Source organism: Flavobacterium plurextorum (assembly GCF_002217395.1).
GTDB classification, from domain to species: Bacteria; Bacteroidota; Bacteroidia; order Flavobacteriales; family Flavobacteriaceae; genus Flavobacterium; species Flavobacterium plurextorum.
In genome coordinates, this window is record NZ_MUHD01000032.1 from 41,085 (window position 1) to 64,226 (window position 23,142).

The following is a 23,142-nucleotide window of genomic DNA, read 5'->3' on the forward strand; positions in this document are numbered from 1 at the left end:
TCTCAAAATTTAATTTACTGTAGTTTTAATTTTATCTAACTTTAGATTTAAATGCACGCGGTAAAATTGGTTATCCTGGTTTATAGTTAGTTCATGAGCATTTGGATAAAGTAAATCCAGTCTGTTTTGAATATTTACTAGTCCAATACCTGAATTTTCAGGATCTTTTATGTAATTCTCAATTGTATTTTCAATCCAAAAATCAAGATTGTTTTCTGAAATGAAAATTTTAATTTTGATATGCGCTGCACCTTTATAATCTGTTCCGTACTTAAAAGCATTCTCAACAAACGATATTAGCAGCAAAGGTTCAATAAACTTGTTTTTAGTATCGCCATGAACATTAATTACAATATCTTCAATGTTGTTAAGTCGTAGTTTTTGCAGTTCGATATAATTCTGAATATAATTTATTTCCTTTTCTAAAGCCACCGTTTTATTATCTGTTTCGTACAGCATGTAACGCATTAACTCAGATAATGTCACGATGGCATCAGGGACCAAATCAGATTTTTTATGTGCTAGAGAATAAATACTGTTTAGTGAATTGAATAAAAAATGCGGATTGGTTTGTTTGCGCAAATAAGTCAATTCAGTATTTGTTCTATGGGTTTCTGCAATTAGTTTATTTTGTTCATTACTATAAAATTCTGTCAAGGTTCTAATAATTGCACTTATGGTAAGAATTAAAATATAGAAAAAGGAAGGGCCGATTTTAAAGAAAAGCGGACGTTTCATTTCAATTTTTAAGTTGTCAGCTTTTCGTAAAAGAATGGTTTCATTTGGCATGAAATGCGGGCGGGCAATATTTGAAGGCGGTAAATGTCTGAATTCAGGAATAAAATAATTAATTCTGATGATCATGAAAACAGCAATAATTATAAATGCAAATAGAAAATACTGCCAATACTTTTTTTGTAAAAGAAGAGACGGAACCATGTAATAATAGTTGAGGTAAAACAACATTATTCCTGATGCCCACTGAACATAAAAATCATTATTGATCCTAAACGGACTTTCATAAAACTGAATTAAGGAAGTCAGAATGAAGAAAACCCATATAATACAATGGAATAGAATTTTGTTTGAGTTAGTATTTTTGATGGCTCCGATTTTCATTTATAATTTTATTTTTAATAAAATTAATTCATTTTTGTTTACTGTTGGTGATAAGTTTTGGCTGAGTTTTTCAACTACTAAATGGGCAGTTTTTAATGCATCTTCTTCTGTAGAAAAACTTTTGTTGTCACTTATTACTGGTATAATCGATTGTTTAATAATGATTTTATCTTTATACGAAATCGAATATCCCCAGCCGGAATTGGTTTGAAATATCTCCGTTCTATAAATCTCTTTTTTTCCGCAAGAAGCCATTTGTAAAACAAGACACAAAAGCAATAAATTCTTCTGGATATTACTCCAGAAGAATAGTTTATTATTAATTATCATTGTCATTTTGTTCCTCCAAAGGTTTAAATTCCCAAGCATCATCAAAATAAGAAGAACCAATTCTTCCTAACATATAAAAACCACGATTATTTATCGCAAAGCCTACAGCATCAGTTCTTGTTGCTCCTTCAAGCGGAGTTCTTTCAACCCAAAGATCCGTCGTTGGATTGTACTCCCAAATTGTTTTTATGTTTTCGCCGCCTACTATATATCCTAGTCCATTTATCGAAAAACTTGATGCATTGGCACGTACAATTGCATATTCGTCATTATATGAATAATCATCATCAGTATCTTTGTCGATGTCTCTTTTTCTTGTCCAAGTATCAGTTGCAGGATCAAATTCCCAAAAATCTTCCTGATACACACTATTATTAATTCCGGTAGCGAGATATGCTTTATCAGCAATTACAAATACGGTCGCATTACGTCTTTTATTACCGCTAAAACCGTTTACAAGTGTCCAGCTGTTTGCTTGATCATCATATTGATAGAAATCTTTTAGATAATTTCCATCATAACCAGTTCCGAAATAAGCTTTACCGCCAGCCTGAAAACCTACTGCAGCATAACGAGCTGTTCCAGCAAAATCTGTTTTTTGAGTCCAGCTGTTGTTAGAAGGATCGTACTGATAAAAATCCTTCAGTTTATTAGTTCCATCATATCCAAGTCCAATGTAACCTTTATTGTTTAATGCAAAACTAGAGGCAGAGCTTCTTCCTGTGCCAATAAAATCTGCTTTTTGCTCCCAATAATCTCCATTTGAATTGTAAGCCCATAAATCTTTCAAGTATACATCGCCAGTATAACCAGCGGCAACATATGCATAATCACCAATTACGAAACTTGTGGCACTCGATCTTGCAGGTCCGTCAAAAGCGGATTTTTTCACCCAGTTTCCCATTAATTCATCATCCTCGTCGTCATTGCTGCAGCTTACAAAAAAGAGACTAGAAAGTAATGAAGCGAATAATATTCCTTTTTTAAAATTATTCATAGTGTATTAAAATTTATTTATTGGTTCAAAAGTAGGTTGGAGAAGAGTTTTAAAAAAAGAAGATATATGTATTGCCCTTTTTGATAGACTAAATCATGCTTTTTAAAGGCGAATGAATTATTGACAGCACTTTATCTATTATAGATGCTTTTTTACTGTTTATAGGATGAAAATGCAAGACTGTATATGTTATAGTGGTGTCTAGAGAGCGCCACTTTATATTTGCGCAAAAAATCGATTATGCGCAAGTTGTTATTTATGTTGTTTTTTGCCTTTACATTATTTTCATGCGGAACAGATACCGATGCTGGAGAATTTGTCGTAGGATCTGATTATTTAGCGTTGAATAATAAGGTTATTATGATCGATACTGTAACGGTCGAGATGTCTACAATAAATTTTGATTCGCTGGTGACTTCAAATCAAAGTCGAATCTTAGTTGGAAATTATGATGATCCTATTTTTGGTAAGGTAAAATCGAATAGTTATTTTCAGTTGTCATCAAATAATTATGCTTTAAATAATGGCGGTTCTGATACGGAGTATGTTAATTATGTTTTTGATTCCATTTCTATGGTTTTAAAGTATGATAACTATTTTTACGGTGATACAACTAAAATTCAAACATTTAATATTCATCGTTTAACGCAAAAAGTAAAGCCAAATACTGATACTGGAAGTTTTTATAATAATTCGAGTTTGAGTTACGATGAGGAAAGTTTGGGAACATTCTCATACAAGCCTCGTCCAGTTGGAAAAGATTCTATTAGTATAAAAATGAGTAATGCATTTGGTGAAGCTCTTTTTCAAAGAATAAAGAAAAGAGATATTTCTGATTTTGACACTTTTACAGAATATCTAAAGGGACTTGTAATTGTGCCGTCGACATCTAATTCGGCAAGTGTTATTGGGTTTAATACCTCTAAGAGTTTAGTACGTTTGTATTACTCCAGATATCAGGCAGGTGTCGATGAGGTTCCATTTGTTATCGATTTTTCTGTTTTGGATGCCACAAAACAGTTCAATTCTATTTCTTTAGATAAAACAGGAACATTAATTCAAAATCTTCCTGTTTCCAGCAGTAAACTTTCGAGTGCAGCAACTAACAAACAGGGATTTATTCAGTCTGGAACAGGAGTTGCCTGTCGTATCGATTTTCCAAATTTAAGACAGTTGAAATATATTTCAGATAACGGCGCCATTGTCGACGCACAATTGATTTTAAAACCAGTCAATAATTCTTATTCTGAAAAATATCCGTTGGCAGATTCCCTAAAAATATACGTAGGAGACAATTTGAATAGAATCAGCAGTTCATTGCTAAATTCTGCTGGAGCTGCAGTTTATGGTATTTTGAATAAGAAAAGTGATGAGTTCAATGAAAACATTGGATATACGATACCGCTAGGTAATTTTCTACAAAAAGAAATGCTTCGAACTTCTGATTCTAAATCTTCTTTAATCCTTACGCTTCCGGGTATTTCGAAAACTGTAAATAGAATTGTTTTAGGAGATCAGAAGCATTTAAACAATAAAATTCAACTTAAAATATATTACATCTCCTATTAAATGAAAAATAAGATAGTTTTTTTTTACTGCGCCATTTTAATATCGTTTGCATCATTTTCTCAAAGTATTTCAAGTTCGCCGTATTCATTGTATGGAGTAGGTAGTTTATACGATGCCGATTTTGGATCGCTTCCTTCAATTGGATCCGCAGGAATCGCACTGCCGTCAGATAGTTTTATTAATAATCTGAATCCAGCTTCATTGGGTTCGCTTCCGCTAAACCATTTTATGTTTGATATTGGCGGTAAAGCTATTGCTACAACTTATCAAAGCAGTTTAAAAACAGAGAATCGCAACAATTTTCAGTTCTCACATATTGCATTTGCTTTTCCAGTAACTAAAAATTCTGGTTTTAGCGTTGCATTGCGTCCGTATTCTAGCTCTGCATTTAAAATTTCTAATCTTATTCTGCCAATTGCAGATAGTCAGGAATCCTATAGTTTATCGGCTACAGGTTCGGGCGGATTGAACAATTTTGATTTTTCTTATGGGTATCGATTTGGTAAAAAACTTACAGTAGGAGCGTCTGCAGCTTTGTTGTTTGGAAACACTGTTGATGATAGAGTTTTTACAATTCTCAATTCGGTCACTACCATACATAAAAAAACAGATTACAACGGACTTCGTGCGACATTGGGAACTCAGTATAAAATTGATTCTACATTTACTATTGCTGCAACAGTCAAATTGCCAGCACAAATTAAAGGTTCAAAAGTGCAGTCGGTTGAGTCAATAAACGATAATGTGGTGAGTGATATTCAATCTGAAGCAGTTTCTGATGTAGATGATTATTATATGCCTTTAGAAATTGGAATTGGTATTAGTAAACGATTCAAAAAAGTTTTGAACATGACTTTCGATTATGAAAAAAGCTTATGGAAGGATACAAACCAATCTGATTTCTATGGAGATTATGTAAATCAAGATAGGTTTGCACTTGGTTTTACTTATTTTAACGAAAAACGAAATTACAGAAAGTATTGGGATAGAGTAAAATATTCTGCAGGTGCAAATTTTGATACGGGATATCTCGAAATAGACGGAAAAAGAATTAACAATGCTTCGATTTCAATTGGAGTTAATCTGCCTATCGAAAATACTTTTTCAGCCTTAAATATTTCATATTCATACGGGCAAAAAGGAAGTATTTCAAATAATTTAATTAAAGAAAACTATCATAAACTTTCTGTAAACTTATCCTTAGATGGTATTTGGTTTGTTAAAAGAAAGATAGAATAAAATTAAAAATCTTTTTGGACTACGTTGTATTTATGTTCTAAAATGGAATCTAAAACAACTGGATTTGAATTAACGTAAAATATAGGTTCGCTTTTTTGAGCTGTTGTAAAGCCTACTTTATCGCGTAAAATATTTTGAGTTTGTCTTGCTACTGCTTCTCCAGAATCTATAATCTGAATATGTTCAGGAAGAATCTTTTTAATCTGAGGAATTAAATAGGGGTAGTGGCTGCATCCTAGAACTAGATAGTCAATGTTTGCATCTATCATAGGCTGCAAGTATGATTCTAAAAGCTGCGTCATTTCGGGAGAATACAAATTTCCATCTTCAATTAACTGAACAAGCCCATAACCAACCTGTTCAATAATTGTTGTGTTTTGAAACATTTCTGCAGTCTTATTAAACAACTCGCTGTTTAATGTTCCTTTTGTAGCCAGGATACCAATGACTTGTGTTTTAGAGTTATTGGCTGCAGGTTTTATTGCAGGTTCAATTCCAATAAATGGAATATCATAATCATTTCGGAGTTCTCGAATAGCATTTGTTGTTGCTGTATTACATGCTACAACAATTAACTTGCATTTCATATCCAGTAAAAAGTCTACATTTTTTTTACTTAAGGCAACAATCTGCTCTTTGGTTTTTTGACCATAAGGAGCATTTTTACTATCGGCCAGATAAATTGTTTTTTCATTTGGAAGTAAGTTATGAATGGCGCTCCAAATTGAAGTTCCTCCAATTCCAGAATCAAAAACACCTATAGGATTATCGTTTGTCATAGTACAAATTTAGTATTTTTTGAAACAAAATGATAGTTGAAATTAATTGTAATCAGCGAATGGGATGTTTTTTTTATTTTAAATAAATGTAAAAAAAAACTGTTCAAATTTTTTAAAAATTTGAACAGTTTTAATTAGAGAATTCGTTTTTATTAGAATCCTAAATCTTTTTTTACATCAGCAGTAATGTTTGGACCATCAGCTAATAATAGAGTAGAACCATCTAAAACATATTGGAAACCTTTAGCTTTTCCAATTTTTTGGATAGAAGCTCTTACTTTTTCCATTAATGGTTTTACGATGTCAGTTTCTTTTTGTTGCAATTCTTTTTGAGCATTGTCTCTATAGTCAACAATTCTTTTTTGCATGTCTTGAACTTCTTTAGAACGATCTCCATTAACAGCTTCTGTTACAGTTGCAGCTTCAGCTTCGTACTTTTTGATTTTAGTTTGATACTCATCAACCATTTTTTTGTATTCAGCATCATACGTACCACTTAATTTTTGCAGTTGATTTTGAGCATCAAGCATAGCAGGCATTTTCGACATAATGTCGCTTACATCAACATGGGCAACCTTCGCCTGTGCGTTCATTGTGTTACTTGCTCCTAAAATTAGTATTGCAGCAATTAGTAAAGTTTTGATTTGTTTCATCATTTTTAAAATATTAATTAATTATTGGTCGTATTAGTTTTTTGTGTTTCGGCCTCTCTTGCTTTTTTCGCCGCTTCTCTTTCTTCTAATATTTTTTTTCTTCTTTCTTCTAATTCTTTTTTACGCTGTTCGTAAAGTTTTTGTCTTTCGGCGGCTTTATCTACCGCAGGTTCAGCTGTTGTTGTGGCAGCAGCAGCAGGTTTTGCTGTTGTTCCATCCGTTTTAACTGCTTCGGTTGTTTTTGCTGCCTGAGTTGATTTTGCTGGTTCAGAAACCGTGCCATTTTTTTTAGCTTCTCTTTCTTCTAGTATCGCTTTTCTCCTGTCATCATACTCTTTTTTCTTAGCTTCTTGCTCCAGTCTTCTGTCTTCAATAAGCTTTTCTCTAGCCGCTTTTCTTTCATCTAGAACTTTTTGTCGATCAGCCATAGCAGGATTTTCATCGATAGCATTTTCTTTGCTTTCTTGTACTTCCTGATCTTTCAATTGTTTTTTAGTCAATTGTTCTCTTTTGTCAGTTCTGTTCAAGATACGTATAACCTGATCGCTGATATCAAATCTTTTGTTGCTGAAAAGCATTGTCAAATCTGATGATTTATCAAAAATAAAATCATAATTTTTAGCTTCTGCAATATCTTGAACGGCAGTAAATACCTGATCTTGAATTGGCTTTGCTAAAGCAGCTTTTTGTCGAATTAAATTTCCGTCAGCTCCAAATTGTTTTTGCTGATAATCCAGCATTTCGTTTTCTAAGAACTTAATTTCAGTTTCTTTTTCATCAATTAATTCTTTGGTTAACAAAGCTTTTTCTGCTTTAAGGTTTTCCTTAAGCGTATTGATGTTTGTTTTTTTTGTTTCTATTTCTTGTTTCCACTTTTGAGCTTTCAACTCTAATTGTGACTTTGCTTCTTTATAATCAGAAACATTTTCCAAGATATATTCCATATCAATATAGCCAATTCTAGTTGTCTTGCCTTGTGCCTGACTTGTATTAGCTACAATCAAGGCTAAAAATATAAATAAAAATTGTTTTCTCATAACATTACTTTATTCGATGATTTTTAACCAAACGTATTATTTCTAAAATTGTTGTCCAATAATAAAGTGAGTTTCCCAACCATTTGCTTTGTTTGTAACAGATCCTGGCAAAGCATCGAAACCATAACCAAAATCGATACCTAATAATCCAAATGCAGGCATGAATACACGTAAACCAGCTCCAGCAGAACGATATAAATCGAACGGGTTGTAATCCCTGAATGTTGGATATGACGAACCTGCTTCTAAAAACGTCAATGCATAGATCGATGCAGATGGTTTTAATGTTATTGGATAACGTAACTCCATTGAGAATTTGTTGTAAATAGTTGCTCCAATTTGCTGCCCGTATCTAGAACTTGTTTTGTCTTCAATAATTGGCGTCAATGAGTTGTTTGGATAACCTCTTAACTGTATAGTTTCTCTACCATCCATAGAGTAGTTAGCCATACCATCTCCTCCTAAATAAAAACGTTCAAATGGTACAACACCTCTAGATTGATCGTAAGCACCTAAGAAACCAAATTCTGTTAATGTTCTTAAAACTAATTTACCATATACCTTAGTATACCAGTCTGCTTTAAATTTAACTTTATAATACTCTAACCAATTGTATTTTTTCTGATCCACTTTAGCTTGATCTGTATCTGCATTTGCATAATCAGATCCCACACTTACCGTTTGATTACTGCCATTTATAGATTCACTTTTTGTGTAATCTCCAGGATTTATTGGTTGCCCATCAGCTCCTGTCATAGTGGTTGTGCCATTATATCTGGTTTTGTATTCTTTTTCATTAGCTAAATTTCCATAATCTACTCCATTAAATAAAGAATATGGAGGTGTTACTTTAGCAGAGATACTAAACTCAGAACCATAAGTTGGGAATATCGGGTTAACCCCTTTATTACTTCTTGAAATGCCTATTGTATAAGCAAGGTTTCGAGATGCTCCGTTACCAAAAGTAAACAAACCAGTATAGTAATTGTTCAAATCATAGTGCTGATAACTTACAGATTGTGATAATACAAAGTAATCATCAGGCACAGTAAGACGTTTCGCTAAACCAACTTGTACTGTAAAAATATTAAAACTTTGGCTTCTATCAACAGTTCTTGTAACATAATTATTATTAAACTGTTTACTGTACGAGATAGATGAGCTAAATTGTACTGGTTTTTTTCCTCCAAACCAAGGCTCAGAAAATGATAAACTGTAAGTCTGGAAATAAGTACTTCCTTGTAAACGAAGTGCTACTTTTTGTCCGTCTCCCATTGGAAGTGGTTTGTAAGCATCTTTGTTAAATAATTTTCTCGCCGAGAAGTTGTTGAAAGATAGACCTAGGGTTCCAATGAAACCACCTCCGCCGTAACCTCCTTGGAGCTCAACCTGGCTTGATCCTTTTTCTACTAATTGGTATTCAATATCAACTGTTCCTGCTCCTGGATCAACATTTCTAAATTCAGGTTTGATAGATTCAGGATCGAAGAATCCTAATTGTCCAATTTCACGAATTGTTCTAACTAGTTCTTCTTTGCTGTATTTGTTTCCTGGTTTTGTTCTTAACTCACGATAAATAACGTGGTCATTTGTTTTGTCGTTACCCGTAACATATATTTTGTTGAAATATGCAATTGGACCTTCAGTAATTCTAATTTCAAAATCAATAGTATCATTTACAGTTTTTACCTCTACAGCATTGATTTTTGAGAATAAATAACCATTGTTTTGGTATAAGTTTGTAATGTCTTCCCCGTCAGGTTTTGAATTATCTGCAATCCTTTTTTCAAGCATTACACCATTATAAACTTCTCCTTTTTTGATTCCTAAATAACGATTTAACTGCTGATCTGAGTAAACTGTGTTTCCTAAGAATTTTATGTTTCCAAAGTAATACTTGTTTCCTTCTTCAACATTGATTTTAATGCCAAGCATATTTTTCTCTTTGTTGTATTTAACAGAGTCATAAATAATACGTGCATCACGATATCCTTTTTCTTTGTATGCAGAAATAACTTTTTCTAAGTCAGTTTTGTATTTTTCTGGAATAAATTTAGAGGCTTTTAAAACACGGAAAACATTTTTCTGTTTTGTGTCTTTCATAGCTCCTCTTAATTGACTTTCTGTAAGTTGTTTATTTCCAATAAAGTCAATGTTGCTGATTTTTACTTTGTCACCTTTATCTATACGTACCAACATATTAACCTGATTACCGGCAATTGTATCTGGTGTTGTTGTAATAGTGACTTTAGTATTGTAAAAACCGTCTTTTTTGTATTTGTTTTCGATGTAGTTTTTTGTAGTAGTAATTAAGTTCTCGTTTACAATTTTGTTTTTGGTCAAATTGTTATCCTTAATTAAAGCTTCGATTTTGCTTTTCTTTACACCAGTGATTTTAACTTCATTAAGCTTTGGGAGCTCAACAATATTTAAATCTAAATAAATACTGTCATTTTGAACTTTATTGATGTAAAAAGCGATTTCGTCGAAAAGACCAAGCTTACCTAATTTCTTAATTGCGCTGGTAATTTCTTCTCCGGGTACAGTTATTTCCTGACCTGTTTGAAGTCCAGAAAATGTTACTACAGTTTGTTCGTTAAAGCTAATTTTACCAACTACAGAAACTTTGGCCAGTATATACTTTTTTCCTTGATCAAAAGGAACTCTTTCTTGTGCTTTAATTTGTGAAAAACTACCCAAAAGTAAAAGGGTAAAGACTATTTGTATTCTTTTTTGTAACACTAAAAAATTATTTAATTTGTTCACTGGTTTTTCCAAATCTACGTTCTCTTTTTTGATAACTAATAATAGCCTCATATAAATCTTGATCTTTAAAGTCTGGCCACAAGACATTAGTAAAATACAATTCTGCATAGGCGATCTGCCATAGCAAAAAATTACTTATTCTATGTTCTCCACTTGTTCGTATTAACAAATCTACATCAGGTAAATTTTGCGTGTAAAGATGCTCATTTATAATTGAATCGTCAATAGCGTCTATTGAAATTATATTATTTTTAACTTTATCACTGATGATTCTAACGGCATTTACCAATTCTTCTCTCGATCCGTAACTTAGAGCAAGAGTTAGCGTAAGACGAGTATTGTTTTTTGTTTTGTCAATTACATCAAGCAGTTCTCTTTGAGCAGATTTTGGTAATTTTTCAAGATTTCCAATTGCATTAAGTCGAATGTTGTTTTCTTGAAGCGTAACAAGCTCTTTTTTTAATGAATTGATTAAAATCTTCATTAATGCTTCAACCTCTAGTTTAGGACGATTCCAGTTTTCTGTAGAAAAAGCATATAAGGTTAAGTACTCGATACCAAGCTTAGCACAAGTTGTAATTGTTTTTTTAACGGATTTTGTGCCATTTTCATGTCCAAATGCTCTTAAAAAGCCTTGTTGTTTAGCCCAGCGTCCGTTTCCGTCCATAATAATGGCCAGATGTTTAGGTAAGTTTGATTGATCTATAGAGTCTATTAAATTCATTGTATTATTCTGCGCAATAGCAAGGTTTTTGTCCAAAGGTATACGTTAATGTTAAACCTGAGAAAACATACCAGTCATTGTTGTTTAAATTTCCAAATTTTAAAATGTTTGCATTGCTGGTTTTTGGATTGCTTCCATCAATGTTGTCTGTAAATGTATATCGTGCTCCAACTTCGGCTGCTAAGACAAAGCGAGGCGTTATATTTGATTTTATACCCAATGTCATTGGTATTGCAAACGAATTTGAGTTTACTTTCTGTGTAACATTTGGGCTTGTTGCATAGCGATACAATCCGTCGTAAATAAAAAAACTTAATCCAGAGTATATATAAGGAGTAATTTTTCTGTGATAATCATGCAAATTAAAATCAAAAAAATTGAACTCCAAACCTGCAGAGATTTCTTTTACATTATTTTCAAAACGATATCCTCTTCTGTTTCTTCCTGTTTCATCTGAATCTAAATCATTTCCTGCGACAGTTGACTGCGTGTAGGAAATTCGATAAGAGTGACGAGGGCTTTTATTCCATTTATACAAAACACCAAAAGCCAGTTTGTCAGGGTTTATGTAAGTTGTGCTTCCCACATCGCCTACAAAGTTGCTTCCGCCAAGAAAAACACCAATCTCATTGATTTGAGCATTTAGTGTAATAAAGGGAAAAAAACATAACAATAAATTAAAAATTTTCTTCATTTAATTCAGAATTGCGTGCAAATATAATAATTATCGATACGAATCAACGTTCCTTTACATAAATGTGCTTTTTTTTCAATTTACAATATGATTTCGAGACATTTAATGATGAGTCACTACAGGCAGAACGAGAAAATGTGCTGTTATCGTATAGTGTTGAGTAAGAAAAAGGGTTAATTTCTCTTGTCTTCTCCCCAAAGCAATTTGTTTCTTAATGTTTTTAAGAAAGTTTCGCCTGGTATCTCGACCATTTTTATTTTGTAATCTGTTTTTTTGATTTTTAGAATCGATTCATTTTTTACAGATGAAATTCTAGAATCTAATGAAACTAAATATTGATCTTCTCTGCCTGAAACACGCAATTTAATTTCTGTGTCATCTGGTATAACAAGTGGTCTTGCGGTTAAGTTATGTGGTGCAATAGGAGTAATGACTAAACTTTTTACGTCTGGCGTTAAAATTGGTCCGCCGCAGCTTAATGAATATCCTGTAGAACCTGTAGGAGTAGAAATGATTAAACCGTCTGCCCAATAAGAATTTAAATATTCATTGTTCAAATACGTTTCTACGGTTATCATCGAGGTAGTATCTTTTCTGCTGACTGTTACTTCGTTCATGGCGAAGTTAAGTTCCGCGAAAGCATCATTTTTTGGTTCGCAGGTTATACCAAGCAATGTTCTTTCGGAAGTAGTGTAATTTTGATCAATAACAAATTGCAATAAACTATCAATATTTTCTTTTTGCACTTTAGCTAAAAAGCCCAAACGTCCAGCGTTAATTCCTAAAAGTGGTACGCCCGAATTACGAACTAAAGCAGCGGCTCTTAAAATTGTTCCGTCACCGCCAATACTAATAAGCATTTCAAAACTATCATCTAAAGTAGTGCTTGGTGAAAAAGTTTTGTATTCCTTTTTTATAAGCTGCTTGTCGTAAAGCATATTTAGGAAGTTTTCTTCAATTACCATTTCCACATTATTGGAACTTAAAAACGTGAAAATGTCTTTTATGATAGGTTCGGTACTGTTTTGATAATATTGTCCGTAAATGGCTATTTTCATTCTTCTTAATTAGCTAATGAGGGAATGTGTTAATTTATTTAATTGAGAATTTTCTAATTTAAATATTAAGATACTTGTCTAAATAATCAGAGCGTTCTTTTAAGCTGTTAATATAGGTGTCTTCTTGGTGTTCTGAGATTATTTCATAACCATATCTTCTATAGGTTTGAATTATTTCATTCATTGCGCCCAATCCTATTTTTATGGTAATTTGAACGTTTTCTAAATCAGCTTCAGAAACAAAACAGCCTAGTATTTTTCCGTTATTGCTTTCAACGATTTGTGTTACCTCGCTCATTGAATAATCTAAAAGACCTTTTTGAACGATAATAATTCCACCTTGTTCCTTTATAAAAGGAGTTTCCTGAAAAAACTTCATTATATCTTCTATTTCATAATAACCGACATAGGAGTTGTTTTCGTCAAGAACGGGAATAGTATTAGTATGGTTTTTTGCAAAAACTTCTAAAACATCAAGCCAAATCATAGATTTTCTGGCAAAAAAACGTTCTAAAGTATATTTGTAATCAATTGTTTTTTTGTCTGAATCAAAAGTTTCAACATCATCAGAAGAAATACTTCCAATGAAAATTCCTTCCTCCAAAACAGGGAAATGAGAAAAATTTACCTCGGCAAAAAAGTCTTGAACCGATGCTATAGTTTCCTGACCATCAATTGGTCCGAAATCATTGGTGATATAGTTTGTAATTTCTGTCATAAATCAATTGGAGATATTTCATGCAAAATAATCAAAAAATACCAAAAACTGCTGCGTTTTACTTTGTATTTTTGTCGTAACAAATATAGTGTTACTAGAATTAATTATCTATTTATATGACAAAGTTAAGTGTAAATATCAATAAAATCGCAACGCTGAGAAATGCGCGCGGCGGAAATGTTCCTGATTTATTAAAAGTTGCTGTAGATATACAACGTTTTGGAGGACAGGGAATCACGATTCATCCGCGTCCAGATGAACGACATATTCGCTATCAAGATGCACGTGATTTAAAAGCAATCGTTACTACAGAATACAATATCGAAGGAAATCCACAGCATAATTTTATTGATTTAGTTCTCGAATGTAAGCCAGATCAGGTAACATTAGTTCCAGATGCAATTGGAGCAATTACTTCTTCAGCAGGTTGGGATACGATTGCAAATCAATCTTATTTAACAGAAGTTATTCAAGAGTTTCAACGCAACGGAATCAGGACTTCTATTTTTGTAGATCCAGTTTTGGAAGTTATTGAAGGGGCAAAAAAAACGGGAACAGATCGAATTGAATTGTATACTGAGGCTTTTGCACATCAATACGACTTAGGAAATAAAAATGGAATTGATCCTTATGTTAAAGCAGCAGAATTGGCAAATGAATTAGGTTTAGGAATAAATGCAGGACACGATTTGAGTTTAGATAATATTCAGTTTTTTAAACAAAACATTCCAGGATTATTAGAGGTTTCTATTGGTCACGCTTTGATTTCAGAAGCGCTTTATCTAGGCTTGGATAATGTTGTGAATATGTATTTGAATAAATTGAAATAAGTTTAAAAAATTAAACAATTATAACCTGACATAATTGGGTTATAATTGTTTATTTTCGCACTTTTCTTATTAAAATCAAGTGCGAAAATTCATTGTTCTCCTTTTTTTATTCTGTTTTTCCAATATAATTGCACAGACAAAAGTCATTGTTGGAAAGGTACAATCTTCTGAAAACGAAAATTTAGCTGGTGCAGCTATTACTTTCGATGCAAATAATCAACATTATCTTACTGCATCTGACTCGCTGGGCAATTTTTCTGCAAAGATCTCTTTAGGACAAGTCAAGATGATTGTTAATCAATTAGGTTATCTTGAAAAATCGATTAGCTTTAATTGTGTTAAAGACACTGTAATTTCAGTTGTTTTAGAAAAAGATGTTTCTCTTTTAAAAGAAGTAATCATATCTAATGATAAAAAAAATGGCATAACTACTTTGTCAGGAGGAAAGCTGTCTTTTAATTTAAAAGAATTGTCATCAGTCCCAACAGTTTTAGGAACGACCGATATTATTAAACTTCTGCAATTAACTCCCGGAGTTCAAAATTCTGGTGATGCAAATGGTTATTTATATGTACGCGGCGGCGATCCTGGGCATAATGCTATTTTGTACAATGGAACTTCAATATATGGAATGTCACATTTGTTAGGGATTTTTCCTTTTTATAATACAGATCATATCAAGGATGTTGAGTTTGATAAATCAAGTTCAAATGCAAAATATGGAGGACGCTTAAGTTCGACTACATTGTTGAATTCGAATAAAAAAGCACCATCAGATTTCTCTATTCAGGGGAATATTGGAATTCTGGCTTCACAATTAACTTTGGCTATTCCAGTTAGTAATGAGACAGGTTTTTATATTTCTGGAAGGAAAACATATATAGACGAAATTGTTGGACCGCTGCTTAAATCAGGTTCAGAAAACAATGATGTTCAAGATATGAAATATGGATTTTCAGATGGAAATTTTACGTTTGTGTCTCAAGTTTCAAAAAAGAATCTTTTTTTGATAGATGCTTTTGTAAGTGGTGATGAGCTGAAAGTAAAAGATGAAAATTTGGCGCTTAGAACCAGTTTAAAATGGAATAATTTTACAGTATCGCCATCTTTAATAACTACTTTTTCTCCAAAAACAAGCATGTCAAACGCTGTTTATTTTAGTCAATACTCTAATGATTTGAGTATGGAACAAGCAACAATTCAGTTTAGAGTTTCCTCATTTGTTAAAGATTTCGGATTTACAAATTCAGTTCGATACTCCATAAAAAATATCCCTTTCGAGTCAGGATTGCAATATGTTTATCATGATTTACAACCTCAAAAAGTCAATGTTGAGAATTTGACGACTAATAATAATGCCTCGCAGGATAATGCAATTGATTCAAATGAAGCTGCTGTGTTTATAACAGCAAAGCCAAAACTTTTTGAGAACGTAACCGCTGAATTAGGACTTCGAATTAATTACTATACTTCTGGATCTAGTGATTCTTATTTACATTTTCAGCCTCGTGCTGTTGTAAATTATTATGCAAACGATAAGTATTCTTTTTATGCTTCGTACAATAAACAATATCAGTATTTGAGTTTGATAACAACTTCAAGTGTTGGGATTCCTACGGATTTCTGGATTGCTAGTACTGATGGAATTAAACCACAATCATCTGACGAATTTGCAATTGGATCAAATCAGAATTTTTCAAAAAAAATCAGTTCATCATTCGGAGGATTTTATCGCTCGATGAAGGATTTATTAGAGTATCCGTATGGAATTACTCAGTTTAATGAAACCACAACTTTAAAGAATGATTTGCTGGTTGGAAAGGGAAAAGCGTACGGATTTGAAATGATGCTGCGAAAAAACAGTGGAAAATTTACAGGTTGGCTAAGTTATACCTTAAGCTGGTCAGATCGAAATTTTGATAAACTAAATAACGGAAATACTTATTTTGCGAAATACGACAGGCGGCATAATCTTTCGATTGTGGGAATGTACGATTTAAATGCAAGGTGGAATTTTGGTATTACGCAGATATTTAGTTCAGGTAACCGGTTCACAATGCCTACTTCGTGGTATTTTATAAATAATAATCCAGTCAAAGAATATTCTGGATATAACAATGCGCAAATGCCAAATTATATCCGGACAGACGTTTCTGCTAATTATTTTTTTCTGAAAACAAATAAAAAAGAAAGTGCGTTGAATTTTTCTATTTACAATACATTTAATATAGAAAATCCAATTTATGTTGTTTTGAATGTTCAGGTAAATGAAGATAAATCAAGCGTAATTGTCAAACAAGAGAAGAAGGTTTTGTATCGAATTTTGCCTTCATTAAGTTGGAGATTTAAATTTTAAGACATGAAAAAGTATATATTATTTCTTTTTGCTTTAGTAATAGTGAGTTGTTCCAAAGATGATTTTAGTGAGCAAAAAAGTCTTGAGTCCAAAGTTGTCGTCGAAGGATGGATTGAAGAGGGAGATTATGCTGAGGTTCTATTGTCTAGCAGTATTCCTGTTACAGATGTGATTGATTCGACTAATGTTTTAAATCATGTAATTAGATCGGCAAAAATCACTATTTCTGATGGGTTAACATCAGAAGTTTTGAGAGTGAAAAATGATAAAAACAGAGTTCCGCCATTTGTGTATTATGGTTCCGTTTTAAAAGGAGAATCGGGAAAAAAGTATTCGCTTAAAGTAGAGTATTTAAACCGTCAGATAGAAGCCGTAACAACAATTCCCAAATCTGTTAAGCTTCAAAGTGCCGAGTATGTAAAAAAGAATGCGTCAGATACTACAGGATACATTTTTGTGAAATTTGATGATCCTTTAGATGAAAAAAATTATTATCAGATTGCAACAAAAATTGATGGCGAAGAACCAATTTTTGTTCCGTCTTTTTATGGCAATTTAGATGATAAAAATTTTGATAAAGCATCAGTTTCAGTTCAAATAAATAGAGGTGTTTTGCTTTTTCCTAAAACCAAGTTTACGCCTTATTTTGCCGATGGGGATTTAATATATGTAAAATTAAGAACTCAAAATAAAGATGCCTTAGATTTCTGGAACAGCTGGCAAAATGAAATTGTAAACAGCCGAAATCCAATTTATCCAGCAAATACAAGTTTGAAATCTAATATAACAGGCGGAATTGGTATTTGGGCAGGATATGGGCAAAGTACTATTATTGTGAAAACACCGCCCAAAAAATAAAGCCGATTTGAAATGTATCAAATCGGCTTTTAAATCTATTTTAAAGACTTATTAGTTTTTATCAAAAGCTTTGATGAAATCTTCAAATCTAGTTTCAAATTTTTCAAAACCTTTAGAGAAATAAGTGCTAAATGAAGCTTCGGTATTGTCGCTGAATTTTAAGTAAAGCACTTCGTCATATTCATTAGTAACTATACTTGTATCATTAGAGTCATAAGTCCAGTATCCGCCATTTTCATTTTTTGTGTCAACAACCCATTTTACATAACGTGGATAAGATCCTGATTTTTCAGTTCGTTGAACAATATCAGCTATTTTAGTTCCATCTTTTTTAGATACTAAAATCAACTTCATGTTTTTGTTGAAGTTTAAAACGGCACCTTCAGAATACTTAAGATTGCTTGTGTTTATATCTGAATAATATGTTTTGGTGCTGTAAACTGGATTTGGAAGTGTTTTTTCTAAAGCAATTTTGTCAGCCCCATCAGTAGCTAAATCCATATTGGCAACAATAATAAAGTTGTCCATTAATTTGAATAATCCATTTGCTTTTCCTCTGTATTGGATTAACTCGTCATTTTCGATTAAACCATCAATGTTAGCAGTACTGCCTGAATTGAAGTCGATCAAATTTTTTCCATTGTAAGTAAGAACAGCTTTAGCAGTAGTTTCAGTACCTTTTTTACCGCTCATTTCCCAAGTATAGCCATCATTTAATGTCATTTTGTATGCAAACTCATCAGGTGATGCGTTTTTAGATGAATATTTGGCAGTTTGAGTAAATGTAGCAGCTTGAGCATTGTCAATTGTTAAAGTCGCATCTGATGAGCTAGGAAGGAAAATAGAGTCATAGATTTCTTTTCCTCCGTTATTACTACTAAGGTAGCCATCATAATATTTAACTTTAACATCAGAAGATACTCCTTTTGCAGAAAAAACAGCATTGTTTGCCGTTTGAGATTGTTTAGCAGGAAAAGCAAATTTTAATTCTGTTTTTGAATCTGTTTTATCCCAGCTTTTTTTAGCGTTATTCCAAGTGTAGATACCGTAAACTCCAGAAATGTTTAAGATATCTTCTACTTTATTATCATTTTTTCCGTTAAAAATATCAACAGTGCTAATGTCTAACAAACGGTTTAAATTTTCTATTGCTTCAATAGCGCTTGAGCTTTTTGATTTGTCTAACTGAGTCAGCATTTCATTAGCCTCAGCTTCTAATTTTATTTTTTGATCTGCTGGAGTTAATTTTGAGTACGGTTGTTTAACGATTTCAGCAATTTGTTCTGCTAATGTTTGTTCAGTTGTCGTCTCAGGACTATCTTCACTAGAACAAGAAACTGTAAGTTGAGAAACAACTAATGATAATAAAAGAAATTTTCTGATCATGGTTTGTGTATAAATTAAATTAAAGTAGGTTTTTTCGTATATCGAAATTTACGCTGCAAGGTACATTTTAAGTTTGGTTCTTTGTTACGGGAAACCGTAAAAGGTAGACTTTTTTTTGTTAAAAAAATGAAGCAAATTTATGCCATTAGAGATTGATGGATAAGTTTTTTACCTTTGTTTTAGTTTTAAAAGAAAAATATAAATGTTATACTCAAAAATAGAAGGCGAAGGAAAGCCATTTATCATCATGCACGGATTTCTAGGTATGTCTGATAATTGGAAAACACTTGCGGGACAATATGTAGAAGCGGGATTTCAGGTTCATATTTTAGATTTACGAAATCACGGGCGTAGTTTTCATTCTGATGAATGGAGTTATGAAGCAATGGTTCAGGATGTATTTGAATATTGTAATGCAAATAATCTAACTAGAATTGATATCCTCGGACATTCAATGGGTGGGAAAGTAGCCATGCTTTTTGCGGCAACACATCCTGAAATTGTAGATAAATTAATTGTTGCAGATATTGGGCCTAAATTCTATAAACAGCATCATCAAGATATTTTAGCAGGATTAAATGCAGTTGATTTTTCTGTAAAACCAAGCCGAAATGATGTTGAAGAAATAGTAGCGCAATACGTACCTGACTTTGGAACTCGTCAGTTCTTATTAAAAAATTTATATTGGAAGGAACCTGGACAATTGGCATTTAGATTTAATTTAGCCGTTTTTAATAATAATTTAGATGCAATAGGAAAACCGCTGGCAGATAATTTGGTTTTTGATAAGCCAACATTATTTATTCGCGGCGGAGCGTCAGGCTATATTCAGGATTCGGATCTTGAAGATATTCGAAAACATTTTCCAAATTTTAAATTAGAAACTATCCCAAATGCAGGGCATTGGCTTCATGCTGAAAATCCAAAAATGTTTTTTGAATTGACAACAACGTTTTTAAAAGAGTAATTTTTTTGATGAAAAATTTGTTACTTTTATTAAAATTTTAAAAAGAAAAAGATATGAAATTATTACTCAGACTTCTTGTTACCGCTGCTTTGGTTTTGTTAATTGCTAACTTTCTTACAGGTGTGCATGTGGCCAGTTTTACTACAGCAATTATCGTTGCAGTGGTTTTAGGGTTATTGAATCTTTTTATAAAACCAATATTGGTTATTTTAACATTGCCGGTTACAGTGATTACATTGGGATTGTTTTTATTGGTTATTAATGCCATTATTATTTTGTTGTGCACTAATATTGTAGGAGGATTTGCAGTTGATTCATTCTGGACAGCTTTATGGTTTAGTGTTATATTATCTATTCTGCAATCTATTACATATAAAATAGTAGGAGACGATAAATAATTAAGGTATTAAAGTGACTTAAAAACCACTTCAAATACAATATATTAAAAACTTGGTTGGGTTGCAAAAATTTTATAATTTTGCAACCCAATTTTATTATGTAAATTAAAGAAGAAGATGGATATTAAAAGAGTAGCAATAGACGCTGTGAATGAAACGATTGTATTAAACGTTGTTCACATGGATTATAAAGGTCAAGTAGCAAAAAGAATAAACGAAAAAATGCCATTGGCTACCGTGAAAGGTTTTAGAAAAGGACAAGTTCCTAAAGACCTTGTTGAAAAACAATACGGAAAAGCAATCAAGCAAGAAGAAGTTAAAAAAGTAGTTGATTTAGCTTTAGAGCGTTTTGTTCAATCTGAAAGATTAAATCTTTTAGGAACTCCTCTTGCTAAAGAAAACGAAAACTTTGATTGGGATGCTGAAGAACTAACTTTCGAATATGAAATTGGTTTAGTTCCAAACTTCGAAATTGATTTAGAAGCAAAAAATAATATCGTAAAATATATCGTAACGGCTGATGATAAATTAATCGACGGTCAAGTTGAACGTATCCAAAAACAATTCGGAAAAGCAATCCCGCAAGAAGTGGTGTCTGCAGATTCTGATTTAACTGGAACTTTCTCAAACGAAGAAAAAGGTATCAACAATACAACTACAATTTCATTATCTACTTTCAATAAAGCTGCTGGAGATAAATTCATCGGTAAAAAAGTTGGAGATGTTGTTGCAGTAAGCACAAAAGGTTTATTTGAAGATGATCACCAATTAATGGATTACTTAAAAGTATCTCATGATGATGTTCACGGTCTAGATATCGAAGTAAACTTTACAATTGAAGCGATCAACGGAGCTGAATTAGCGGAATTAAACCAAGAGTTATTTGATAAACTTTTTGGAGAAGGAAAAGTAGCTTCTTTAGAAGATTTAAAATCTAAAATTAAAGAAGACGCTGAAGCTCAATTTGCACAACAAGCAGATCAAAAATTATTGTTAGACGTTCAAGATTTCTTGATCGAAAGCACAAAATTTGATTTACCAGCTGAATTCCTTAAAAAATGGTTACAAACTGTTGGAGAGAAAAAACTTTCTGCAGAAGAAGCTGAAGTTGAATACGCAAGATCTGAAAAAGGTTTACGTTTTCAATTAATCGAAGGAAAAGCTATGGCTCAAAGTAATATCCAAATTACATTTGATGACTTGAAAGCTTTTACAACAGGTGCTATCAAACAACAAATGGCGCAATTTGGTCAAACTAACCCAACAGACGAAGAAGTTCAAGGAATTGTGGCTAGAGTTTTATCTAACCAAGAAGAGGTGAAAAGACTTTCTGAGCAAGTTGTAGCGGAGAAATTGTTAGAATTGTTTAAAGAAAAAGCAAATCCAACAACTAAAGAAGTAACTTACGAAGAATTTATTGCTGCTTCTTACGGAGAATAATTTCTAAAACAATACATAATTTTGAGCGTCAGGAAGTTTTTTCTTGACGCTCTTTTGTTTTAATTTATTTTTGATTACTTTTCAGAAGCTAATCCAGCTATCCGTTACAAGTTTTTTTCTTCCGTTTAAGTTTTTTTTATTCTTGCAAGAGCTTCTTTCAGTCGCTTTTCAAGAATAAAAAAACTAAAAACCGGAATTCAAAAAGCTTTTCACTACTATCTGGGCTATGTAAGAAGCGAGTCCGAGAACTTGAAACCTGAAACTGGAAATAAAATTAAACCTGAAACAAATTTTCAAAATAAGACAAATTGACATCCTTTAGAAAGAGGTACAACCTTTGATGAAAGAATATATACATTAAATAAAGTAAAACTTAGAACAGATACATATGAACTACGGTAAAGAATTCAAAAAATTTGCTACAAAGCATCAAGGAGTGAACGCTATGTACTATGACAAAATCATAGCAGCGATGAATCCAACTAATATGACTCCATATATTATTGAAGAGCGTCAGTTGAATATTTCTCAATTAGATGTGTTTTCAAGATTGATGATGGATAGAATTATTTTTTTAGGAACAGGTATCGATGATCAAATAGCAAACATCGTTCAGGCTCAATTACTATTCTTAGAAAGTGCGGATGCTTCAAAAGATATCCAAATTTACTTAAACTCTCCAGGAGGAAGCGTTTATGCAGGATTAGGAATTTACGATACGATGCAATACATCAAACCAGACGTAGCAACAATTTGTACAGGAATGGCAGCTTCTATGGGAGCAGTTTTATTATGTGCAGGAGCAGCAGGAAAACGTTCGGCTTTACCACATTCAAGAGTTATGATTCACCAGCCGTCAGGAGGAGCACAAGGAGTTGCAACTGATATGGAAATCAACTTACGCGAAATGTTGAAATTGAAAGATGAATTATACAATATCATCTCGCAGCATTCAGGACAAACTTTTGACAAAGTGCACAAAGACAGTGAGCGTGATTACTGGATGATTGCAGACGAAGCAAAAGAATACGGAATGATTGATGAAGTATTAAGAAGAGGATAATTTTTTTAAAGGTTAAAAGTTGTTAAATAACTATCCCGAGGCCTCGGGACTAAGATTAACTTGAAACCTGAAACAAAATTAAACTTGAAACAAAAAAACAAATATTAAGCTGTAAAGGAGTTAAGTTTTTAAGTTTTAAAGTAAAAAGCTTAGAAACTTAG

The 23,142-nt window shown here is 32.4% G+C and carries 21 protein-coding genes; 9 read left to right on the forward strand and 12 right to left on the reverse strand.

Annotation, left to right across the window (positions count from 1 at the left end; translation table 11 throughout):
* Positions 1-9 precede the first annotated feature (9 nt).
* From B0A81_RS16885 to B0A81_RS16895, 3 genes are read right to left on the reverse strand one after another with little or no spacing between them, the layout of a single operon-like run.
* The gene (locus B0A81_RS16885; protein WP_089059113.1) at positions 10-1,119 is read right to left on the reverse strand and encodes a sensor histidine kinase; all 1,110 of its coding nucleotides are present in this window, start codon (positions 1,117-1,119) and stop codon (positions 10-12) included.
* Positions 1,120-1,449, reverse strand: coding sequence for a DUF4907 domain-containing protein (locus B0A81_RS16890; RefSeq protein ID WP_244281437.1), 330 nt, complete (start codon positions 1,447-1,449; stop codon positions 1,120-1,122).
* Entirely contained in the window at positions 1,439-2,446 is a 1,008-nt protein-coding gene (locus B0A81_RS16895; protein ID WP_089059115.1) for a Kelch repeat-containing protein, read from the reverse strand. Before B0A81_RS16895 ends, B0A81_RS16890 begins: the two co-directional genes overlap by 11 nt.
* A gap of 240 nt (positions 2,447-2,686) precedes the next feature.
* Here B0A81_RS16895 and B0A81_RS16900 point away from each other — a divergent pair, with 240 nt between their 5' ends.
* Complete coding sequence (locus tag B0A81_RS16900) at positions 2,687-4,015, forward strand: DUF4270 family protein (protein ID WP_089059116.1); 1,329 nt, start codon at positions 2,687-2,689, stop codon at positions 4,013-4,015.
* On the forward strand, positions 4,016-5,254 hold the full coding sequence (locus tag B0A81_RS16905) for an aromatic hydrocarbon degradation protein (RefSeq protein ID WP_089059117.1): 1,239 nt from the start codon (positions 4,016-4,018) through the stop codon (positions 5,252-5,254). It begins immediately after the preceding gene.
* Positions 5,255-5,256: 2 nt separating this feature from the next.
* On the opposite strand, the gene murI is transcribed toward B0A81_RS16905, so the two are convergent.
* The 8 genes from murI to B0A81_RS16945 all read right to left on the reverse strand — a co-directional run bounded on the left by murI (position 5,257) and on the right by B0A81_RS16945 (position 13,683).
* Complete coding sequence (gene murI, locus B0A81_RS16910) at positions 5,257-6,033, reverse strand: glutamate racemase (protein ID WP_089059118.1); 777 nt, start codon at positions 6,031-6,033, stop codon at positions 5,257-5,259.
* A 152-nt stretch (positions 6,034-6,185) separates the two neighbouring features.
* A complete protein-coding gene (locus tag B0A81_RS16915) occupies positions 6,186-6,689 on the reverse strand; it encodes an OmpH family outer membrane protein (RefSeq protein WP_199170255.1) in 504 nt (167 codons plus the stop codon).
* A gap of 14 nt (positions 6,690-6,703) precedes the next feature.
* A complete protein-coding gene (locus tag B0A81_RS16920; RefSeq protein ID WP_089059119.1) occupies positions 6,704-7,723 on the reverse strand; it encodes an OmpH family outer membrane protein in 1,020 nt (339 codons plus the stop codon).
* 42 nt (positions 7,724-7,765) lie between these two features.
* The gene (locus B0A81_RS16925) at positions 7,766-10,540 is read right to left on the reverse strand and encodes a BamA/OMP85 family outer membrane protein (protein ID WP_165768083.1); all 2,775 of its coding nucleotides are present in this window, start codon (positions 10,538-10,540) and stop codon (positions 7,766-7,768) included.
* Positions 10,473-11,213 (reverse strand): isoprenyl transferase, encoded by a 741-nt coding sequence (locus tag B0A81_RS16930; RefSeq protein ID WP_089054504.1) that lies wholly within the window; start codon positions 11,211-11,213, stop codon positions 10,473-10,475. The genes B0A81_RS16925 and B0A81_RS16930 overlap by 68 nt, the downstream gene beginning before the upstream one ends.
* A gap of 4 nt (positions 11,214-11,217) precedes the next feature.
* Positions 11,218-11,907 carry a type IX secretion system protein PorG gene (gene porG, locus B0A81_RS16935; RefSeq protein WP_089059120.1) on the reverse strand — a complete coding sequence of 230 codons (690 nt, stop codon included), beginning with the start codon at positions 11,905-11,907 and terminating at the stop codon, positions 11,218-11,220.
* Positions 11,908-12,080: 173 nt separating this feature from the next.
* On the reverse strand, positions 12,081-12,965 hold the full coding sequence (locus B0A81_RS16940; RefSeq protein ID WP_089059121.1) for an NAD kinase: 885 nt from the start codon (positions 12,963-12,965) through the stop codon (positions 12,081-12,083).
* Between the two features lie 58 nt (positions 12,966-13,023).
* The gene (locus tag B0A81_RS16945; RefSeq protein ID WP_089059122.1) at positions 13,024-13,683 is read right to left on the reverse strand and encodes a CBS domain-containing protein; all 660 of its coding nucleotides are present in this window, start codon (positions 13,681-13,683) and stop codon (positions 13,024-13,026) included.
* 116 nt (positions 13,684-13,799) lie between these two features.
* Here B0A81_RS16945 and B0A81_RS16950 point away from each other — a divergent pair, with 116 nt between their 5' ends.
* From B0A81_RS16950 to B0A81_RS16960, 3 genes are all read left to right on the forward strand, one after another.
* The gene (locus B0A81_RS16950) at positions 13,800-14,513 is read left to right on the forward strand and encodes a pyridoxine 5'-phosphate synthase (RefSeq protein WP_089059123.1); all 714 of its coding nucleotides are present in this window, start codon (positions 13,800-13,802) and stop codon (positions 14,511-14,513) included.
* Positions 14,514-14,592: 79 nt separating this feature from the next.
* Positions 14,593-16,869 carry a TonB-dependent receptor plug domain-containing protein gene (locus B0A81_RS16955; protein ID WP_089059124.1) on the forward strand — a complete coding sequence of 759 codons (2,277 nt, stop codon included), beginning with the start codon at positions 14,593-14,595 and terminating at the stop codon, positions 16,867-16,869.
* A gap of 3 nt (positions 16,870-16,872) precedes the next feature.
* The gene (locus B0A81_RS16960) at positions 16,873-17,727 is read left to right on the forward strand and encodes a DUF4249 domain-containing protein (protein ID WP_089059125.1); all 855 of its coding nucleotides are present in this window, start codon (positions 16,873-16,875) and stop codon (positions 17,725-17,727) included.
* A gap of 51 nt (positions 17,728-17,778) precedes the next feature.
* Here the strand turns inward: B0A81_RS16960 and B0A81_RS16965 are convergent, their stop codons facing one another.
* Positions 17,779-19,113 carry a hypothetical protein gene (locus tag B0A81_RS16965; RefSeq protein ID WP_089059126.1) on the reverse strand — a complete coding sequence of 445 codons (1,335 nt, stop codon included), beginning with the start codon at positions 19,111-19,113 and terminating at the stop codon, positions 17,779-17,781.
* A gap of 202 nt (positions 19,114-19,315) precedes the next feature.
* Here B0A81_RS16965 and B0A81_RS16970 point away from each other — a divergent pair, with 202 nt between their 5' ends.
* The 4 genes from B0A81_RS16970 (at position 19,316) to clpP (ending at position 22,981) form a co-directional block, all read left to right on the forward strand.
* Entirely contained in the window at positions 19,316-20,080 is a 765-nt protein-coding gene (locus B0A81_RS16970) for an alpha/beta fold hydrolase (protein WP_089059127.1), read from the forward strand.
* A 53-nt stretch (positions 20,081-20,133) separates the two neighbouring features.
* Entirely contained in the window at positions 20,134-20,478 is a 345-nt protein-coding gene (locus tag B0A81_RS16975; RefSeq protein ID WP_089059128.1) for a phage holin family protein, read from the forward strand.
* A gap of 117 nt (positions 20,479-20,595) precedes the next feature.
* Positions 20,596-21,918 (forward strand): trigger factor, encoded by a 1,323-nt coding sequence (locus tag B0A81_RS16980; RefSeq protein ID WP_089059129.1) that lies wholly within the window; start codon positions 20,596-20,598, stop codon positions 21,916-21,918.
* A 388-nt stretch (positions 21,919-22,306) separates the two neighbouring features.
* On the forward strand, positions 22,307-22,981 hold the full coding sequence (gene clpP, locus B0A81_RS16985; protein ID WP_089054473.1) for an ATP-dependent Clp endopeptidase proteolytic subunit ClpP: 675 nt from the start codon (positions 22,307-22,309) through the stop codon (positions 22,979-22,981).
* Positions 22,982-23,142: the final 161 nt, after the last annotated feature.

Bases quoted from the DNA above. Each gene is read 5' to 3' on its own strand.
- B0A81_RS16970 (WP_089059127.1), top strand. From the start codon at position 19,316: ATGTTATACTCAAAAATAGAAGGCGAAGGAAAGCCATTTATCATCATG.
- B0A81_RS16890 (WP_244281437.1), bottom strand. From the start codon at position 1,449: ATGATAATTAATAATAAACTATTCTTCTGGAGTAATATCCAGAAGAAT.
- B0A81_RS16920 (WP_089059119.1), bottom strand. From the start codon at position 7,723: ATGAGAAAACAATTTTTATTTATATTTTTAGCCTTGATTGTAGCTAAT.
- murI (WP_089059118.1), bottom strand. From the start codon at position 6,033: ATGACAAACGATAATCCTATAGGTGTTTTTGATTCTGGAATTGGAGGA.
- B0A81_RS16940 (WP_089059121.1), bottom strand. From the start codon at position 12,965: ATGAAAATAGCCATTTACGGACAATATTATCAAAACAGTACCGAACCT.
- B0A81_RS16905 (WP_089059117.1), top strand. From the start codon at position 4,016: ATGAAAAATAAGATAGTTTTTTTTTACTGCGCCATTTTAATATCGTTT.
- B0A81_RS16960 (WP_089059125.1), top strand. From the start codon at position 16,873: ATGAAAAAGTATATATTATTTCTTTTTGCTTTAGTAATAGTGAGTTGT.
- B0A81_RS16930 (WP_089054504.1), bottom strand. From the start codon at position 11,213: ATGAATTTAATAGACTCTATAGATCAATCAAACTTACCTAAACATCTG.
- B0A81_RS16885 (WP_089059113.1), bottom strand. From the start codon at position 1,119: ATGAAAATCGGAGCCATCAAAAATACTAACTCAAACAAAATTCTATTC.
- B0A81_RS16980 (WP_089059129.1), top strand. From the start codon at position 20,596: ATGGATATTAAAAGAGTAGCAATAGACGCTGTGAATGAAACGATTGTA.
- B0A81_RS16945 (WP_089059122.1), bottom strand. From the start codon at position 13,683: ATGACAGAAATTACAAACTATATCACCAATGATTTCGGACCAATTGAT.
- B0A81_RS16900 (WP_089059116.1), top strand. From the start codon at position 2,687: ATGCGCAAGTTGTTATTTATGTTGTTTTTTGCCTTTACATTATTTTCA.
- B0A81_RS16895 (WP_089059115.1), bottom strand. From the start codon at position 2,446: ATGAATAATTTTAAAAAAGGAATATTATTCGCTTCATTACTTTCTAGT.
- B0A81_RS16965 (WP_089059126.1), bottom strand. From the start codon at position 19,113: ATGATCAGAAAATTTCTTTTATTATCATTAGTTGTTTCTCAACTTACA.
- B0A81_RS16950 (WP_089059123.1), top strand. From the start codon at position 13,800: ATGACAAAGTTAAGTGTAAATATCAATAAAATCGCAACGCTGAGAAAT.
- porG (WP_089059120.1), bottom strand. From the start codon at position 11,907: ATGAAGAAAATTTTTAATTTATTGTTATGTTTTTTTCCCTTTATTACA.
- B0A81_RS16975 (WP_089059128.1), top strand. From the start codon at position 20,134: ATGAAATTATTACTCAGACTTCTTGTTACCGCTGCTTTGGTTTTGTTA.
- B0A81_RS16915 (WP_199170255.1), bottom strand. From the start codon at position 6,689: ATGATGAAACAAATCAAAACTTTACTAATTGCTGCAATACTAATTTTA.
- B0A81_RS16925 (WP_165768083.1), bottom strand. From the start codon at position 10,540: ATGAGGCTATTATTAGTTATCAAAAAAGAGAACGTAGATTTGGAAAAA.
- clpP (WP_089054473.1), top strand. From the start codon at position 22,307: ATGAACTACGGTAAAGAATTCAAAAAATTTGCTACAAAGCATCAAGGA.